Origin of the sequence: Pseudonocardia sp. 73-21, from assembly GCF_001899645.1 — a bacterium.
Taxonomy (GTDB): Bacteria; Actinomycetota; Actinomycetes; order Mycobacteriales; family Pseudonocardiaceae; genus Pseudonocardia.
In genome coordinates this window covers 108,742-125,972 of sequence record NZ_MKVV01000044.1, presented here as the reverse complement: position 1 = coordinate 125,972, position 17,231 = coordinate 108,742, and the positions used below count along the sequence as shown (strand labels likewise).

Sequence of the window (17,231 nt, the reverse complement as noted above, 5' to 3'; positions counted from 1 at the left end):
GCGGGTAGTAGCTGATGTTGCTCAACACCGACTACGTGGATCCGGCGGAACTCACCGGATACTCGCGCGCGGCACTCCAGGACCTGGAGATCAACCGCTTCACTCTGTCGCGGTGGCTGCCCCACCGCATCATCGACGACCTTCAGTTCCGCTTCACCGCCGGCGGTGAGGGGCTGACCGAGGCCGCCACGTTCCGCGCCTACGACGCGGAGTCCCCGATCGCCGCCCGCCCGGGCCTCACCCGGGTCAGCGGGGAGCTGCCGCCGATCTCGCGGAAGATCCGCCTCGGCGAGTACGACCGGCTCCGGAACGCGCGCGCCTCGAGCGATGCGATCCGCAACGCGGTGCTCGACGACTCCACCAGGATGGCGCGCGCGGTCGCGGCCCGGCTGGAGCTGGCGCGGGGTGAGGCGCTGGTGTCCGGGCAGATCGCGCTGTCGGAGAACGGCGTGACGGGCACCGTGAACTTCGGTCGCGCCGGCGGCAACACGGTGACCGCGGGCGTGCTGTGGTCGACCGTGGCCACGGCCACGCCGCTGCAGGACATGCTGTCCTGGCAGCAGGCCTACATCGATGAGAACGGTGAGCCGCCCGGCGCGGCGGTGACCTCGACGCAGAACCTCGGATACCTGTTGCGTTCGTCGGAGATGCGGGGCCTGCTGGCCGCGCAGGGCGTCACCCCGTCGATCGCCACGCAGGACGGGGTGGCGGCGGTGCTGCAGGCCTACGGTCTGCCGCCGATCTACACCTACGACGCCCGCGTGAACGTCAACGGGGCCGCCGTCCGCCCGATCGCGGTGAACAAGTTCCTGTTCCTCCCGGCCCCGGTCGACCCGAACAGCCCGGACGGCACCGACCTCGGCGCTGTGCTGCTCGGCACGACGGCCGAGGCCATGGAGCTCGGCTACGGCCTGGCCCCTGGCGTGGAGCAGCCGGGCCTGGTCGCCGGCGCGTACACGACGCAGGACCCGGTGGCGATCTGGACGAAGGCGGCCGCGATCGGCCTGCCGGTGCTGGCGAACCCGAACTTGTCTTTCTCGGCGACGGTGGCGTGATGGGTCGCCGACTGAGCACCTACGTCCACGTGGACAACGTGGCGTACGGGCCGGAGGACGAGGTCCCGGCCGAGGTCGCGGAGCGGATCACCGCCCCGGGCGTGTGGGCCGACGAGCCCGAGAAGCCGGCCGCCCCGGTGGTGGTCGTCGACGAGGCGCCCGCCCCCGCGCCGTCGAAGCCGTCCCGGGCGGCCGCGGCGAAGGCGGACGACAGCAAGTAGCTCGACCCGCGCCGGCGGCACCCCAGCTGCCGCCGGCGCGCCACTCTCCCTCTGGACCTGAAGGGCCTGACCCATGCCTGATGACGGCGGCTCGTCGCTGCAGGTGACCTGCCGGCACTGCGGCCACGACGCGGAGATCGCGCGCCCGAGCGACGCGTGGAAGTGCAACTGCGCGGCGGGCGTGTCCAGCGATCCGGACTGCGTCTGCGACGCACTGAACGAGGCGCCGGGCACCGAGGACAACCCGGGCGAAGGCGCCGACGAGCTCGCGCAGCTCGAGGCGCGCCTGGCCGAACTGAAGGGCGCGGTCGCGCCGGAGGGTGGAGAGCAGCATGGCTGAGCACGGTGGTGTCTCGCGTCCGGCTGGTGACCTGTCGCTGCAGGTGATCCGCTCGGCGGATGCCCGTGAGATCCGCGACCGGTTCGACCGGCTCACGGCGCTGTCGTCGTATCCGGCGAAGGAGCTGACGCTGTCCGAGGTCGCCCACTTCGGGCTGCCCCGCGCGGGCCTGGACGACCGGGTCAACGCGTGGCGGACGGCGAACTTCCGGCACCTGGTGCGCGGGGCGCGTCGGGCGATGATGGCGCGGGCGCTGCGGCTGTCGAACTTCTACGGCTCGCTGTACCTCACCCACGTCCGCGGCGACGGCGAGGTCCTGGAGCTCGGTCTGGCGTCGATGCGGGTGGTGACGACGGCGGGGGTGAACTTCCTGGTCGACGCCATGCAGGGCATCGTCGAGCCGGAGGTGTTGAAGTACCACGGCATCGGCACGGGCGCGACGGCGGAGGCGACGGGTGACACGGCGCTGGTGACCGAGTCGACGACGGCGCTGAACCCGGACTCGACCCGCGCGACCGGGAGTCTGACCGAGGGCGGCACGGCGAATGTGTTCCGCACGGTGGGCACGAACACGGTGGATGCGTCGGTGGCGTGCACGGAGCACGGGATCTTCTCGCAGGCCGCGACGGGTGGCGGGACGCTGCTGGACCGCTCGGTGTTCTCGGTGGTCAACCTGGCGTCGGGGGACTCGCTGCAGTCGACGTACGACTTCACGATCACTGCCGGCAGCTAGCGATGTTGTCGCCGGACGAGTTCCTGGCGGATCGCTGGGCTGAGGCGGGTGTGACCGGGGATGCGCTGGCTGTGCGCCAGCGGGTTCTCGCCGCGCACCAGCCCGATCCGTGCCCGGTGTGCGGGGACGGCTTCGATGACCCGTTCCGCACAGGCACGGTGCTCGTTCCATGCCCGCGCCGTCGCGTGCTTCTGGCCGCGTTCCGCGATCACCCGGACTTCGATCCCGCCTGGGGGTGACTCGTGGCCGATGCGACGCTCATCGCGTCCTACGTCGTGCACGACACCGGAGCGAACACGGGCGCGCTGGTCACGCCATCGTTCACGCCGTCCAATGACGAGGTCATCGTCGTCAAGGGCACCACATGGGATACCGGCACGAACTACGGCGCGGGCCCCACCGGTGGTGGCCAGACATTCTCGAAGCGGGTCGAGGCTGCCCCGGGCGGGTTCAACGCCTACGCCGTGGTGTGGACTGCGACCGTCGCTGGGTCGCCCGGGTCGATGACGGTGTCGATGACACCGTCGGCGGCGTCCCGGCACTCGATGGTCGTGGAGCGTTGGACGGGGCGGCTTGCCGCCACTCCGGCTGTGAACTCGCCACTGTCCGGGTCGGGGACTCCGGCGGCGACGGTCACCACGACCGGCGCGGGGTCTGTGGTGTCGTGGTGCAGCTCGGACGTGTTCAGCCGCAACCCGGCGACTCGCGCCTATCTGTCCTCCGCCACGGAGGAGGACTGCTACGACCGTTCCACCAACTCCGACGGCGTCTGGTATTACGCCTATCAGGCGGCGGCCACTGCGGGCGCGCAGACGGTGGGGATGTCCGCGCCAGGCTCGCAGGGCTGGGTGCTGGCCGCGGTCGAGATTCTCGCTCCGGCGTCCGGCGGCACGACGTTCACGAAGAGCGTGTCTGGGGCGGCCACCCCGAGCGGGGGCCTGTCTCGGCGGCCCGCGAAGACGCTGACCGGGGCGACCACGCCGACCGGGCTGTTGACCCGGCAGGATCGCAGGTACGTCGGCGGCGCCATAGGGCCGGCCGGGCAACTGGTCAAGCTGACGGCCCGGGTGCTGTCCGGTGGGGCCACACCGAGCTCCGTGCTGCTGACGGTCCGGGCTCGCGTCCTGGCTCTGGCCGGTGCGCTGGCCCCGTCTGGGGCGGTAGCCCGCCAACTGGCCAAGACGGTTGCGGGTGCGGTGTCGCCGTCCGGGGCGATCCTCAGGCAGCCGGGCAAGTCGCTGGCCGGGTCGGTGTCGCCGTCCGGTGCGCTGGCCACGATCAGGACGAGGCTCCTCGCCGTGGCCGGGGCCGTCGCTCCGTCCGGCCTGCTTCTCCGCCGTACGGGTAAGCCGATGTCGGGCGGTGTGGCCCCGGTGGGGGTGGCCGCGAAGCAGACCGTGCGCCGCCTCGCGGGTTCGATCACGCCGACCGGTGCCGTGGCGGCGGTGCGGTCGATCCTGCTCGCCCTCGCCGGCGCGGTCACCCCGTCGGGGGCGCTGATGCGCCGCCCCGGCAAGACGGTCGGGGGTGCGGTGGCGCCGACGGCAGGCCTTGCGCGGCGCGCCGGAAAGGGGCTGGCCGGCGCAACCGCGCCGTCCGGGTTGGCGCTGAAGGTGCTGGCCCGGCTCCTCGGCGGCGACATCGCCCCGGCCGGTGCGAGCACTCATGTGCAGCAGGGGTTCGTGGCGACGATGCGGGGCTCGATGCGGTCCGTGCTGCGCCGCAGCCCGGCGATGACCGGCGCTGTCCGCGTCGGCCCGACGATGCGGAAGGGGTGAGGGATGTCCTACGACCTCGGCGACACGGTGCCACTGAGCGTGCAGGTCACAGACGGTGCCGGGTCCCCCACGGACGCGACGTCAGTGACGCTGACGATCACTCTGCGCGGCGGCGGTGCAGTCGCCGACACGACCCCGACCAGTCCGACCACGGGCCGCTACGAGTTCGACTTCGTACCCGCCCAGGCTGGCCTGTACGACGTGGTGTGGCGCAGCACCGGCCCGGCGGCCGCGTTCGACGACGTCGTGGACGTCCGCGCCACCGCCCGGCGGGTGATCAGCCTGGCCGACGCCCGGGACTACCTGAACAAGGTGGCCGGCGGCCAGGTCGATGAGGACGAGCTGCGCACGATGATGGCGGGCGCTGTGGAGCGAGTGGATCGGCACCTGTTCACCCGGGCCGAGCGGGACGCGGGGCGGACACTGGCCAGCGAGCCGACCGTGTCGGAGTCGCAGGTGCTCGCCGTGAAGATGGTGCTGGCCGAGTTCTGGCGCACCCAGCGCTCCCGGCTCGGGGGGCGCGGCGCCGGGATGGCAGCAGCGGCGGCCGCGATCGACTCCGACTCCGGCCCGGCCGGCACGGCAACGCTCACGGTCAGGCTGACCGACCTCCTCGGGCCGCCGCTCGGCGCGGACGCCGGCGGGGTGCCACAACCGGCCGGGTCGTTCCCGCCGGCGTGCGGCTGGCCGGACCCGGCGGACCAGGTCACGTGGGGGCGGTGGTGAGCGAACCGGTCGCGGCCGTCCTGGACGCCATGCTCGCCCTGATCGCCGCCCCGGCCGACGGCAGCGGGGTCCGCGCCGGGACCGCTCCCGGCCTGGAGGGCGTGCAGGTCTTCGACGGCCCCCCGCTGGGCGAAGTCGAGGTCGGGGACGCGCTGGCGTTGGGCCTGTCCATCGAGGACGTGTCCGCGGCCTCCGGCGAGGAGCGGCCCGGGTGGGGTGGGCGTCGCACCGAGTCGCACGTGGTGGCGGGGCTGGTGCAGTCCTCGACGGGCGGTGTCGACGTCGCCGTGTCGAGGGTGCGCGCGTACCAGCTGCTCGACGCGCTCCGCGCCGTGCTGGTCGCGAACCTCGACCTGTCCGGGACGTGTGACTGGGCGCGTCTCGTGCGCTCGACGTATCGGCCCGTGCAGACCGCGGGCGGATGTCTGGTTTTGATCGAGTTCGCCATCCGGGTGGACGCGACACGATTCGAAGGAGCGTGACCCGTGGCCATCGTGGCAACGAAGAACCCCGGACTAACGGGCATCGCAGCCCCCACGGTCGCAGCCGCATCCGCCGGGGGCGACCGGGTGTCTCCCGGGACCCGCATCCATGTGGTCAACGGCGGCGCCGCGAACATCACCTGCACCGTGACCACCCCCGGCACGGTGCGCGGCCTCACCATCGCCGACCAGGTGATCGTGTGCCCGTTCGGGGCGGTCCCGGCCGGGCTCACGATCTTCGACCTGCCGACCGGGGACCTCTACACCGACCCGGCCGATGGTCTCGTCGGTCTCGCCTGGTCGGCCACGGCGTCGGTGACTTTCTGGGTCGAGGGGCCGGTGACCTCATGAGCGAGGTGTGGATCACCCATCCCGGGCTCACGCCCGCGCACGACCGGAAGGTGCTGCGCGCCGCGCTGGGCACCTACGCCGCGTCCGGCTGGCAGGTCCGCGACGACCAGACGGAACCGACCCCGGCCGAGCTGGCCGCCGCCGAGCTGGCGGCCGCCGAGGCCGCGGCGGAGCAGCCGGCCACCGACCAGTCCCACGACGACACGCCCGAAGTCGTCCCCGAACCCGGCGACAAGGCCGTGACCGCCAACCCGACGACCCCGACGACGAAGAAGGACCGCTGACATGCCCGCACCCCTGATCGAGGCCTACGACGCCTTCTACGCGGTCGGCAAGACCGCAGTCCTCGTCGTCCCGGCGATGGTCGACTACACCAACCCCACCGCGGCCGAGCTGGACGCCGGGATCAACGTGACCCGGCAGGTGAAGTCGATCGACGGGTGGGCGACGGAGGCGGGGCAGCTCGACCGCCCCGACTACGCCTCGGACTTCAACTCGAAGATCAACGGCCGTCGTGAGGCATCCGACTCCAGCCTCGGCATCTACGCGAAGATCTCCGGCGCAGACATCCGGCAGACCCTCACCGTCGGCTACTCCGGGTTCGTGGTGCTCATGCCCGGCGGCTGGGTCACCGGCTACCGCATGGACGTGTTCCCGGTGCTGATGCGGTCCAAGCCCAAGCAGTGGTCCGACAGCGACCCGTTCATGCTCCAGTACCAGTTCTCCATCCGTCAGGTGCCCGCCGAGGACATCCTCGTTCCGTGACCGAGTCCCTGTGGGACGTCCTGCAGGGCCGCACGCTCCCCACGCAGGACGTCCCCATCCCGCGCGACCCGGCCGCGCACGCCGCGGCCGAGCAAGCTGTCGAGGCGGCGACCCGGGAGCTGCAGCTCGCGCATCAGCGCGGCGTGCAGGACCTGGCGCCGTACGCCGCCGCGGTCGAGACCGCCCAGCAGCACCTCGACGGGCAGCCGGCGATCGTGTTCACCGCCCGCTGCATCCCGCCGGGCGAGTGGGAGGAGCTCGCGGCCGCGCACCCACCCACCAGCGAGCAGCGCAAGCAGGGCTGGCAGTGGAACGTCGCCACGTTCCGGCCGGCGCTGCTCGAGGCGGCGGTCGAGCCGACCCTGTCGGAGCACCAGTGGCATGCGGTGGCCGAGACGGGGAAGGTCGGGCTGGGTGAGCTGGACTTGCTGTTCGCGACGGTGGTCAACCTGAACCAACGGCAGCCGCAGGTGAGTACGGGAAAAGGCTGATCGCGGACCCGCAGATACGGCTGGAGATGTCGTACTGCGGGCCGCGGGGGATCAGCCACTCGCACTTCCTGGGTGGGCCGCCCGTCTGGTCGGCGCATGATCGGGATCTGGCCCTGTGGTGGCAGATCCACGAGTCGGAGAAGTGCCCGTCGTGCGGGACCCGTGAGGACGAGTGGGATCCGGCCAAGGGCGGTCACGATCACGCGTACCGGTGGGAGATCCGGCAGTGCTGGGGCTGTCTGGAGAAGGCGTCCGGCCAGAAGAAGATCAAGGATGACGAGCCGGGCAAGTGGGTGGCCCTGCAGTCGAACCCGGAGGCGTGACGAGTGGACATCCGGTTCCGCATGGGCGCGTCAGGCAAGGCGGCTGTCGAGGCGGCCGCGCGCCGGTTCGAACGGGCAGCGTCTGGCGGCCTGCAGCGCCGGCTGGTGCAGGGTCTCGCCCAGGAGGCGCCGTCGGCGCTCGCCGAGACCCGGGCTGCGTGGATGGGCGTCGAGGTGACGTCGTCCCGTGGCGGCGGCTCGTCCTCGGGTCTGCGGGCCCGGGTGGCTGCGGCGACGACGAGCTCGGCGACGGGGCGCGGCGTGAAGTTCGAGGTCGAGCCGGCCGCCGTGGATCCGGCGTACGGCCGGTCGCTGACCTACGGCCTGAACGGCATGGGCCGGTGGCGGCACCCGACGTGGGGGCGTCCGCCGTGGCAGCAGCAGACGGGGCAAGAGGTGTTCTTCAAGACCCTCCGCGGGCACGAGCCCGGGTTCGAGGGACGGCTGGTGCGGGTGGTCGATCAGGTGGCCCGCGAGATCGAAGGGTAGAGATGCTCAGGTTCGAGATGTCGGGGCAGCGGTTCGAGTTCGACGCCACCAAGAAGATCACGGCGGGGGAGTTCTTCCTCGTCGACGAGATCCTGGGCGTGAAGGTCGATGCGTTCCTGGAGGCGGTGGCCACTGGCCTGACCGGGGACCGATCGCTCAGCTCGGTGATCAAGGAGTTCTGCGTGGTGGCGTTCCTGGCCCAGCGCCGGTCGGGTGGTCGCGCGTCGTGGGCGGAGTTCGCGGAGACGGTGGAGCCGGAGACGATCCGGCTGATCCCGGACGAGCCGCCCGTGACGGTCGGTGTGTCCCCGGACCTCGGCCAGCAGGTGGCCGTCCCGGAGCCGCCGTCGTACTCGCCGACCCTGGCCGCGCTCAACCTCCCGGGCGCGCACGAGCAGCCCGGGGAGCCGCCGACCGGCGCGGACCTCTACCGCACCCCCTGAACTCTGAACTCTGAGTTACCAGTTCGCCCGCCCCCTTCTTCACCGCTGACCACTGGAGAGGGGGCGCTGAGCCATGGCCGGGAACCTGACGTTCAACGTCGATGCGAACGACCAGGCGTCGGGCACGTTCGCCGCTGTCGCCGCCGAGCTGAAGGCGCTAGCCCGCGAGCTCGACCGGATCGACGGCCGCAACGTCCGGGCCAGAGTCACGATCAACACCCCGTCGTCGGGGGTGATCGCGCAGCTCGATCGGGCCCGCGCCGCGATCGCGGAGATCGACGGGCGCAACGCCCGGGCCCGCGTGGAGATCACCGGCACCCCGGGTGCGGCGGAGGTGCGGGCGCTGCGGGCGGCGGCGAAGGCGCTGCGGGACCTCGACGGGCAGAACGCGGTCGCCCGGATCTCGGTGACCGGGGACCTGCCGAACGCCCGCGAGCTGCGCTCCGCCGCGCGGGCGTTGCGCGACCTGGAGCAGGTCGGCGCCATCAACATCCACATCAGCATCACCGGTGCCGTGTCGGCGCTCGCGCAGGTCGCGGCGCTGCGCCGTGAGCTGCGCGGCCTCCCGAACGACACCACGGTCAAGGTCAAGGCTGAGGCCGACAGCAGCGCCATCACGACGGCGGCCAAGGCGCTGCTGACGCTGCGGGGCGCTGCCGTCCTCCTCGGGCCCACGCTGCTCGGGTCGACCGTGCCCGCGATCGCCACCCTCACTGGGTCTTTGGTGTCTCTGGCGGGGCTGGCTCCGCTCGCGGTGGCCGGTCTCGCGGCGCTGGGCGCGGTCGGGGCGACCGTCGCGGTCGGGTTCGCCCACATCAACGACGCGCTCGGCCCGACCGGCACTCCGGCGCAGATCAAGAAGGTCAACGAGGCCATGGCGGCGCTGTCGCCGAACGCGCGCGCCGCGGTGCAGGCGATCCGCGGGTTCTCCGACGCGTGGTCGGCCGTCCGGCTCGACGTGCAGGACAAGCTGTTCGCCGGCCTGAACACCCAGATCAAGGAGATGGGCGGGGCGTACCTGCCCATTCTGCGCAGCGGGCTCGGTGGGGTCGCGACCGAGCTGAACGGTGTCGCGAAGAACGTGGTGGCGTTCGCCCGGTCGTCGCAGACCATGCAGGACGTCAACGCGATCTTCGACAACACGCGGGTCGCGCTGCGCAACGCCGCGCCGGCGGCGAACAACCTGCTCGGGGCGTTCCGCGACATCGCCGTCGTCGGGTCGGGCTTCCTGCCCGGCCTGGCCACCGGCTTGACGAACGTCACCCAGCGCTTCCAGACGTTCATCAGCGAGGCCCGCCAGTCCGGGCAGCTGAAGGTGTGGATCCAGGACGGCGTCGACACCTTGCGGACCCTCGGGTCGATCGCGGGGAACGTCGGGTCAGTGCTGGGGTCGGTGTTCACCGCGGCGAAGGCCAGCGGCGCTGACTTCCTCACGACCCTGGACAAGGTCACGGGGAAGCTCGCTGACCTGTTGTCGTCGAGCACCGGGCAGTCTGCGCTCACGGCGTTCTTCAAGGAGTCGCGGCAGGCCATCGACGCCCTGCTGCCTGGGGTGGAGGCCTTGGCTACCGGCGTGCTGAAGATGATCCAGTCGTTCTCCACCTCGGGTGGGCTGCAGACCTTCGCGACGACGGTGTCGGGTATCGCGCAGTCGCTGGCGCCGCTGCTGCCGATGCTGGGCAACCTGGCCGGCGGGGTGCTGCGGGACCTGTCGAACGGGGCGGCGGTCGCGGCGGGTGCGCTGGGTCCGCTGGTCGGGATCGTGACCGGCGTCGTGGGCGCTCTCGGGCCGTTGCCGGCGCTGGCGCTCGCGGCGGTGGTGGCGTTCAAGGCGCTCGGGTCGGCGGCGATCGCGGGGAGCTTCGCGACGCTGGCGTCCAGGCTGACCGCGCTGGCCCCGGCCATCGGCACCTACGCTGCCGGGCTGACCGGCTCGCTGGCGGCGGGTCGGGCGGCGCAGACCGCAACGACAGGGCTCGGCACAGCGCTGGGCAAGCTGGGTAACGCGCTGCCGCTGATCGGGGTGGCGCTGATCGCGGTCGGGTTCGCCTACGACGCGGCCCGGGACAAGTCGGAGGATTTCGCGAAGTCGGTGATCGCCGGGACCGACACGATGGCGTCGGGGCTGAAGAAGACCCAGGCGCAGTTCGAGGGCTTCTCCGGCTGGTGGACCGGAGTCCTGGACAACCTTTTCAACGGCGACCTGGTCAACAACAACTTCAACGGCACCATGGACGAGGCCGCGCGGGCCTCGGACAACTTCCGGGCAAAGGTCGAGAGCCTGATCCAGGCGATGCCTGCACTGGAGGGCGCGCAGACCCGGGTGAAGGTCAGCACGCAGAACCTGGCGGACGCGATCTTGACGTACGGGGAGTCCTCCCCGCAGGCGGCGGCTGCTGCGCAGGTACTGGCCCGCGACACCGCCGACCTCAAGCAGAAGCAGGACCTGCTCACTGGCGCGCTGAGGAACACGACCGAGGGCCTTAAGGCCCAGGCCGACCAGATGAACTCGCAGATCAACACCGCCTTGGCCTACAGCCAGGCGGTGCAGCGCACCGCGGAGGCGCAGAAGGCGGCCAACGACGCGCTGAAGAACAGCGGCGCCAAGTCCGAGGAGTACAAGGGCGCGGTCCTGTCGCTGGCGTCGGCGATGTCGTCGCAGGCGGACGCGGCCCGGAAGCAGGCCGAGGCGCTCGGCGGCACCGAGGCCGGGGTGCAGGCCTACAACACGGAGATCCTGCGGGCGGCGGACCTGTCCACGCAGGCCGGGCGGGATGCGTTCGCGCAGCTGGCCTCCGGCCTGGACGACGCGGGACTGAAGGCCATCTCGACGGCGGCCGAGATGTCCAACCTGCGCACCGAGATCATCACGCTCCCCGACGGGCGCAAGGTCACCGTCGTCGTCGAGGCCGACCGGGCGAAGCTCGACAGCGTCAAGCAGGGTGTCGAGGACCTGGCCAGCAAGAAGTACATCGGCTCCATCACGATCCTCGCCGAGACCACCACGGCGCGCGGCGACATCCTGCAGACCGTGCAGCTCGCCGACGGCAGCCGCGGCACGGTCAAGATCGACGCCGACGGCGGCCCGGCGATCCTCACCGTCGGGGCGACGAAGTACACGATCGACCAGACCACCGGCACACTCAAGGTCCTCGGCGACGTCGCGCCCGGCGAGACCAGCTTGAACGGCCTCAAGCTGCTGGTCGACTCGACGACCGGCCAGATGAAGCTGAGCGCGGAGCCGACACAGGCCAACACCACGGTCGCCGCGTGGAAGGCGCTCGCCGACGGCATCACCGGGATCCCGCAGCTCAACGCGAACCCGGCCGCGGCGAACGGCGTGCTGCAGCTGTGGAAGTCCACCTCGGACGCCACCACCGGTCTGCCGACGATCGACGCGAACTCCGGCAAGGCCGAAGGTGTCCTCGCAGCGTGGAAGGCCCTGGCGAACGGCACCACCGGCATTCCGGCGCTGGACTCGAACCCGGGCCTGGCCAACCAGATCCTCGCGGCGTGGAAGGCCCGCTCCGACGCCACGACCGGCCTGCCGAAGGTCATCCCGCAAGTCCAGGCAGGGGCGGCGGAGGCGCAGCTCGCGAACCTCGCCCGCACCCGATACACCACGATCATCGCCACGGTCGTGGCCGGCCAGTCCACCGCGGTCCCGACCGCGACCGGGGTGAAGCGGATCGCGGGCGGCGCGGCCGGCGGCATCGTGCACCCCTACGCCCGAGGCGCGGTCGTCGAGCAGTACGCCGCCGGTGGGGTCCGGCCGCTGACTCCGATGCGCGGTGACATCGCTCAGCGGGTCCCGGCGAACACGTGGCGGGTCATCGGGGACCGGCCGCGCGGGCTGGAGTACTTCCTGCCCGACGACTCCGCACCACGCTCGATGAAGATCGGCGCCGAGTGGGCGCGCAACCGCGGGCTCGACCTGGTGCCGTCCGGTGGCGGTGTGGCGCAGCGGATCTCCTCCGCGCTCGGCCCCGCCCGCACCGGCTCGGCCAGCACCGCCCAAGGCGCGGCGTGGGCCGGTATCAGCGCGGTCGCCTCCGGTGTGGCACAGCTGCGCGGCGACATCCAAACCCTCGCCACGGAGATCCGCAAGCAGCGGCCGTTCACCGTCGAGGACCGCTCCGGCAACCCCGTCGAAACCGCGCGCGCCACCGCGCTCGCCCTGCGCATCTCCTGACCTGACCCATCACCACAACCCGGACTGGGGTGCTTCATGCCTGCTGGTGCTTCCGACCCACGGCTGCGTACGCTGCTCGACGCCGACTTCGGCTCCGGCACGCCCGCGACCTGGTACATCGGCGCGCTGCTGGCGCTGCCCGGTGTCGACGGCACCGGCTACACCGAGCCGTCCGGCGGCTCCTACGGCCGCGTCGCGGTCACCAACAACGTCACGAACTGGCCCGCCGCGGCCACCGTCGCCGGGGTGACGTCGAAGGCCAACGGTGTCGCCTACGCCCACCCCAACCCGACCGGCGACTGGGGTCTCGTCATCGGCTGGGGCGCGTTCACCGTGTCCACCGGCGGGGTGTGCCAGTACTCCAACCTGCTCGACTCCTCGATCACCGTGAAGTCCGGCCTGACGCCGGTGCAGTACGACATCGGGCAGCTGATCATCGCGAACGCCCGCCCGAGCTGACCCGTGGCCACACCAGCACAGACCGCGTACAACGCGACCAGGAAGCAGGGCCCCGGCGACCAGGGCTCCACCTCGGTCAAGGCCACATTCCTCGCCCCGTCGACACCCGGCTCGTACCTGCTCGTCGTCGTCGTCACCGCCGGCGGTCTCGGTATCGGCCACTCCCTGTCGCCGTCGACGTTCACGCGCCTCCGCGACGTCGCCGTCCGCGACCTGCAGGTCTCCATCTGGGGACTCGCGAACGCGCCGGCCACCACCAGCGTCACCGCGCACGCCGACGCCTACCGCGGCATGACGGTGCGGATGCTGGAGTACCAGGGCATCGCCCAAGCCTCCGCGGTCGACCGCAACGTGGCCTCCTCAGGTGAGTCCGGCAGTGCCGGCACCGGCTCGTCCGGGACGACGACCCGCGCCGACGAGACCGTGATCGCGGTGCTGGCCAACCAGTACGCCTCCACCACACAGTCGGGGTTCTCCGGCGGCCTGGCGAAAGTGTTCGAGGACGTCACCCCCGACGGCGGCACCCAGGACTGGGAACGCTCACGCACCACCGTGCACCAGCTGGTGACCTCGGCCGTGGGGAGCTTCTCGCTGTCGGCGTCGCTGTCGACGACCAGGCGGTGGATCGCCGGGCTGATCACCCTGAAGGGCGGCACCACCGGCCCGGCGAAGCTGTACTCGACGCAGCAGCCGCCGCTGTACACCGTCGGCGGAAACCGCGGCTCCAGTCTGACGGTGTTCGGCCGGCTGGCGTCGGCCGCGCAGCCGGCGCTGTACGTCGCCGGGATCGGGGTGCGGGCCCGGATCGGGCCCAGCGACTACCAGATGCGGTTGGGTGGCTGGTCGGGGCTGCTGATCGGTGCGGGCACCGACTACCTGATCGAGTCCGTCGAGGGCCTGGAGGGGTGGGAGGTCCGCACATCCGACGACGACCTCCCGCGCGGGGACGGCGCGCTGCGCGGGGTCGACCTCGCCGCGGCCCGGCAGATCCTGGTGAAGTGCAACTGGTCGGGGGACCGCGCACAGATCGAGGAGCGGGCGGCGACGCTGCTGCGGGCACTGGTCCCGCAGCGTGACCAGGACTGGGAGCTGATCTACCGGCTCCCCGGGCAGCCGCTCAAGAGCGTGTACTGCCGGCCGACGAACCTGGTCCGGGGCCTGGACCCGCTGCAGGTGCTGCTGCACCAGCAGGCGTTCACGCTGCGGGCGGCGGATCCGCGGCACTACGCGGCAGCGGTGTCGACGCTGTCGGTGCCGGTGACTGCGGTGCGGGAGTCGCCGGTGCTGGCGACCGCGGTCAACGCCGGCTCGGGGTGGGCGTACCCGATCATCCGGGTCGCGGGGCCTGTGTCGGGTCCGGCGGCGACCCGTGTGGTGCTGACGAACGTCACGACGGGCGCCCGGTTCGATGTGGCCGCCGCGCTGGGGGTGGGTGCGTCGCTGGTCGGGGACATGCAGGCCCGGGTCACGGGGGCGCCGGTGTCGCCGGTGACGGTCGACGGCACCAGCAAGTACGGGGCGTGGCAGCCGCCGCGGCTGCCGCTGGCGTTGGCGCCGGGCCTCAACGAGCTGATGTTCGAGGTCGAGCCGGCCGGGGCCGCGGCGGTGTGCTCGATCGAGTTCCGGTCCACCTGGCCGGGCTGATGCTGTCCTCTTCGGAAGGTGTGGGTTGATGTCTGCTGTCGTGCGTGAGCGGGGCCTGTGGCGCTGCGTGTTCGAGGTCGAGTCGTTCGCGGGTGACGTCGCCCCCGGCGACACCCCGCTCGACCGGTGCGAGTTCGAGAACCTGCTGATGTACGGCGGGATGTCCTGCATCTTCCAGTCCCTCATCGGGAACGGCTCCGGGGCGGCGGGTGGGGCGCTGACCTACTTCAACAACGCCAACGCCGCGATCGGGGCGGGCGACTCGACGACGGCGGCCGCGGCGACCCAGACCGATCTGCAGGCGGCGACGAACAAGCTCCGCAAGGGCATGGACGCCACCTATCCGCTGCACACCGACGGCGTCACCTCCGCGTCGAACGTGATCACGTTCCGGTCGACGTTCGGGACGGCGGAGGCCAACTTCGACTGGCAGGAGGTGGGGATCTTCAACTCGGCGACCGCGGCGACCGGGCGGATGCTGAACCGCAAGACGCAGGCGATCGGGGTGAAGACCTCGAGCATCAGCCGCGTGATCACCGCGACCATCACGCTGGCCTGACCTCCCCTTCCCCGGGCACTGCCCGGGTTCGACGTTCCTTTCCCCTGTGAGTCGGAGGTGTGCGCGTGGCGATCACGAAGACCGCCAAGACCTACACCGACACCGCGAACACCGGGCAGTCCACGTTCGCGGCGGCGTCGACGGCGCTGGGCAACGCCGTCGTGGTGTGCACGTTCACCGCGTCCGCCACGGTCAAGGTCACCGGGATTACGGGGACCGGGTTCACCTGGACCGAGGCCGGGACCGGCTACTCCTACGGGTCGGGTGTGCCCGGCGGGGCGGGCTACCTGCAGATATGGGTCGGCAAGGTCACCAGCGTCCAGTCGACCGCGCAGACCCAGACCGCGACGTTCTCCGCCAGCAATTCCGGCATTTACTGCGGGTTCGTGCCGCTCGGGGAGTGGACGACCGGCGCCGGCGCGGCCACCACCTGGACTGTTGATGTCACCGGGCAGCAGACCAACGCGGCGGCGACCGGGGTGCTCTACCCCACCCTGACCGCGGCGGGCGCGGGTGAGCTGTACATCGGCAACGGCACCGTCGGCTCCGGCGGGTCCCCGTCCGCGTCCGGGTCGGGCACCGGCATCACGTTCGTGGTGTCCACGGCCGCGATACAGCCCTACTGCTACGGGGTCCTCGCGTCGGCCGGGTCGACCGGCACCATCAACCAGACCGACACCACCAGCCAGCAGACCGCCGCCTACTCGGTGCTGCTCATCGGCGGCGGCGACATCACCGTCGACGACACCGCCGCCGCGTCCGACACGGTGGCGGTCACCGACGTCCTCGCCACGATCACCGACACCGCGACCGCCGCTGACGCGGTCACGACCCTCGACGCGGACCTCACGCCGAGCGCCGACACCGCCACCGGCACCGACGCCATCACCTCGGTAACCGACCTGGTCACGATCGCCGACACCGCCACCGCCGCCGACACCGTGGCTCTCGGGGACACCACCGCCCCGATCGCCGACACCGCCACCGCGAGCGACACGGCCAGCGCCGGGGACACCGCGTTCCTGCCCGCCACCGACACCGCCAGCGCCAGTGACGCGGCCGCGGTCATCGACGTGTTCCCCTCGACGTTGCTGCCGCTGCGCCCCGGCCCCGACTACGAACTCCTCGTCATCGCCCGCGTCCCCGCCGCCGCCGGCCCGCCCACATTCCTGGTGGTCGACCCCATCCTGTGGACCTCACTGGACTGGACCACCGAGCTGTCCAAGCCGCAGACCCTCACCCTCACCTGCGCACTGTCCACGGTGTCGGAGGCGGTGCTGCAGCGGCTCCGCGGGCCCGCCGCGCTCGCCACCGAACTATGGCTGCTCCGCGACGGGCAGATCGTGTTCGCGGGCCCGCTCACCGCCGGCCGCCGCCAGGGCGAACAACTCACGCTCAACGCGGACGGGCTGCTCGCCTACCTCGCCCGCATGGTCGTCTACTCCGACCTCGTGTTCTCCCAGGTTGACCAGTTCGCGATCGTGAAGGCGCTCGTCGAGCACTGGCGTGCCCGCCCCTACGGCGACTTCGGCATCGACACATCCACGGTCGGGACGTCCGGGGTGCTGCGGGACGCCACCTACCTCAAGACGGAGCTGCACAAGGTGCTGCAGCGCGTCCAGGAGATGGGGCAACGCCTGTCCGGGTTCGACATCGACGTCGACCCGGCGTCGCGCCGGCTGCAGCTGTGGTTCCCGCAGCGCGGCGTCGACCGCTCCGCCGGCGAGGACGCCATCGTGTTCGACAGCCGCAACATCACCACCGCGTCGACGATGTTCTCCGTCGCCGCCGAGGACGTCGCCACGGTCGCGTTCGGCACCGGCACCTCCACCAGCGATGCGGGCGCCCTGTACGGGTCGGCGACCAACGCGGAGCTGCTCGCCCAGTACGGGGCGTCCGGGGTGACCGCCACCTGGGACTCGGTGTCGGAGCAGCCCACCCTCGACGGGCACGTCGCCGGTCTGCTGGCCGCGCGCGGCGACGCGCTGTTCGTGCCGGGCCCGGACGTGCGGGTCACCCCCGACGCCGACATCTCCGCCTACGACGCCGGCGACCTCGTCCGCTACGAGCTCGACGACCAGCTCGGCATCGCTGGGAGCTTCCGGCTGCGGTCGGTGCGCGTGCAGGTGTCGGCGTCCGGGCTGGAAACCGTGTCCCCGTCGTTCGTGTGAGGAGCAGTT

Annotated in this window: 20 protein-coding genes; all 20 read left to right on the top strand. The window is 71.8% G+C overall.

Annotation, left to right across the window (positions count from 1 at the left end):
- The first annotated feature begins 14 nt into the window (after positions 1-14).
- The 20 genes from BGP03_RS13010 (at position 15) to BGP03_RS12915 (ending at position 17,222) form a co-directional block, all read left to right on the top strand.
- Entirely contained in the window at positions 15-1,055 is a 1,041-nt protein-coding gene (locus BGP03_RS13010) for a major capsid protein (protein WP_298799960.1), read from the top strand.
- Positions 1,055-1,276, top strand: a complete 222-nt coding sequence (locus BGP03_RS13005; RefSeq protein ID WP_298799961.1) for a hypothetical protein — start codon at positions 1,055-1,057, stop codon at positions 1,274-1,276. The genes BGP03_RS13010 and BGP03_RS13005 overlap by 1 nt, the downstream gene beginning before the upstream one ends.
- A 73-nt stretch (positions 1,277-1,349) precedes the next feature.
- A complete protein-coding gene (locus BGP03_RS13000; protein ID WP_298799962.1) occupies positions 1,350-1,616 on the top strand; it encodes a hypothetical protein in 267 nt (88 codons plus the stop codon).
- On the top strand, positions 1,609-2,349 hold the full coding sequence (locus tag BGP03_RS12995) for a hypothetical protein (RefSeq protein ID WP_298799963.1): 741 nt from the start codon (positions 1,609-1,611) through the stop codon (positions 2,347-2,349). The genes BGP03_RS13000 and BGP03_RS12995 overlap by 8 nt, the downstream gene beginning before the upstream one ends.
- Before the next feature lie 2 nt (positions 2,350-2,351).
- Positions 2,352-2,588: a hypothetical protein gene (locus BGP03_RS12990; RefSeq protein ID WP_298799964.1), complete on the top strand. Its 237-nt coding sequence runs from the start codon at positions 2,352-2,354 to the stop codon at positions 2,586-2,588.
- Between the two features lie 3 nt (positions 2,589-2,591).
- On the top strand, positions 2,592-4,127 hold the full coding sequence (locus tag BGP03_RS12985; RefSeq protein ID WP_298799965.1) for a hypothetical protein: 1,536 nt from the start codon (positions 2,592-2,594) through the stop codon (positions 4,125-4,127).
- Between the two features lie 3 nt (positions 4,128-4,130).
- Positions 4,131-4,853 carry a hypothetical protein gene (locus BGP03_RS12980; RefSeq protein WP_298799966.1) on the top strand — a complete coding sequence of 241 codons (723 nt, stop codon included), beginning with the start codon at positions 4,131-4,133 and terminating at the stop codon, positions 4,851-4,853.
- On the top strand, positions 4,850-5,335 hold the full coding sequence (locus tag BGP03_RS12975) for a hypothetical protein (RefSeq protein WP_298799967.1): 486 nt from the start codon (positions 4,850-4,852) through the stop codon (positions 5,333-5,335). Before BGP03_RS12980 ends, BGP03_RS12975 begins: the two co-directional genes overlap by 4 nt.
- 3 nt (positions 5,336-5,338) lie before the next feature.
- On the top strand, positions 5,339-5,686 hold the full coding sequence (locus BGP03_RS12970; protein ID WP_298799968.1) for a hypothetical protein: 348 nt from the start codon (positions 5,339-5,341) through the stop codon (positions 5,684-5,686).
- Positions 5,683-5,970: a hypothetical protein gene (locus BGP03_RS12965; protein ID WP_298799969.1), complete on the top strand. Its 288-nt coding sequence runs from the start codon at positions 5,683-5,685 to the stop codon at positions 5,968-5,970. The genes BGP03_RS12970 and BGP03_RS12965 overlap by 4 nt, the downstream gene beginning before the upstream one ends.
- Before the next feature lies 1 nt (position 5,971).
- Positions 5,972-6,451, top strand: coding sequence for a hypothetical protein (locus BGP03_RS12960; RefSeq protein ID WP_298799970.1), 480 nt, complete (start codon positions 5,972-5,974; stop codon positions 6,449-6,451).
- Entirely contained in the window at positions 6,448-6,942 is a 495-nt protein-coding gene (locus tag BGP03_RS12955) for a hypothetical protein (protein WP_298799971.1), read from the top strand. Before BGP03_RS12960 ends, BGP03_RS12955 begins: the two co-directional genes overlap by 4 nt.
- A 26-nt stretch (positions 6,943-6,968) precedes the next feature.
- Positions 6,969-7,265, top strand: coding sequence for a hypothetical protein (locus tag BGP03_RS12950; protein ID WP_298799972.1), 297 nt, complete (start codon positions 6,969-6,971; stop codon positions 7,263-7,265).
- 3 nt (positions 7,266-7,268) lie between these two features.
- Complete coding sequence (locus BGP03_RS12945) at positions 7,269-7,754, top strand: hypothetical protein (protein WP_298799973.1); 486 nt, start codon at positions 7,269-7,271, stop codon at positions 7,752-7,754.
- 2 nt (positions 7,755-7,756) lie between these two features.
- Complete coding sequence (locus tag BGP03_RS12940) at positions 7,757-8,197, top strand: hypothetical protein (protein ID WP_298799974.1); 441 nt, start codon at positions 7,757-7,759, stop codon at positions 8,195-8,197.
- Positions 8,198-8,270: 73 nt separating this feature from the next.
- Positions 8,271-12,389, top strand: coding sequence for a hypothetical protein (locus BGP03_RS12935; RefSeq protein ID WP_298799975.1), 4,119 nt, complete (start codon positions 8,271-8,273; stop codon positions 12,387-12,389).
- A gap of 36 nt (positions 12,390-12,425) precedes the next feature.
- Positions 12,426-12,848, top strand: a complete 423-nt coding sequence (locus tag BGP03_RS12930; protein ID WP_298799977.1) for a hypothetical protein — start codon at positions 12,426-12,428, stop codon at positions 12,846-12,848.
- A gap of 3 nt (positions 12,849-12,851) precedes the next feature.
- A complete protein-coding gene (locus BGP03_RS12925) occupies positions 12,852-14,492 on the top strand; it encodes a hypothetical protein (protein ID WP_298799978.1) in 1,641 nt (546 codons plus the stop codon).
- A gap of 28 nt (positions 14,493-14,520) precedes the next feature.
- Entirely contained in the window at positions 14,521-15,051 is a 531-nt protein-coding gene (locus BGP03_RS12920; RefSeq protein ID WP_298799979.1) for a hypothetical protein, read from the top strand.
- 65 nt (positions 15,052-15,116) lie between these two features.
- On the top strand, positions 15,117-17,222 hold the full coding sequence (locus BGP03_RS12915) for a hypothetical protein (RefSeq protein ID WP_298799980.1): 2,106 nt from the start codon (positions 15,117-15,119) through the stop codon (positions 17,220-17,222).
- Positions 17,223-17,231: the final 9 nt, after the last annotated feature.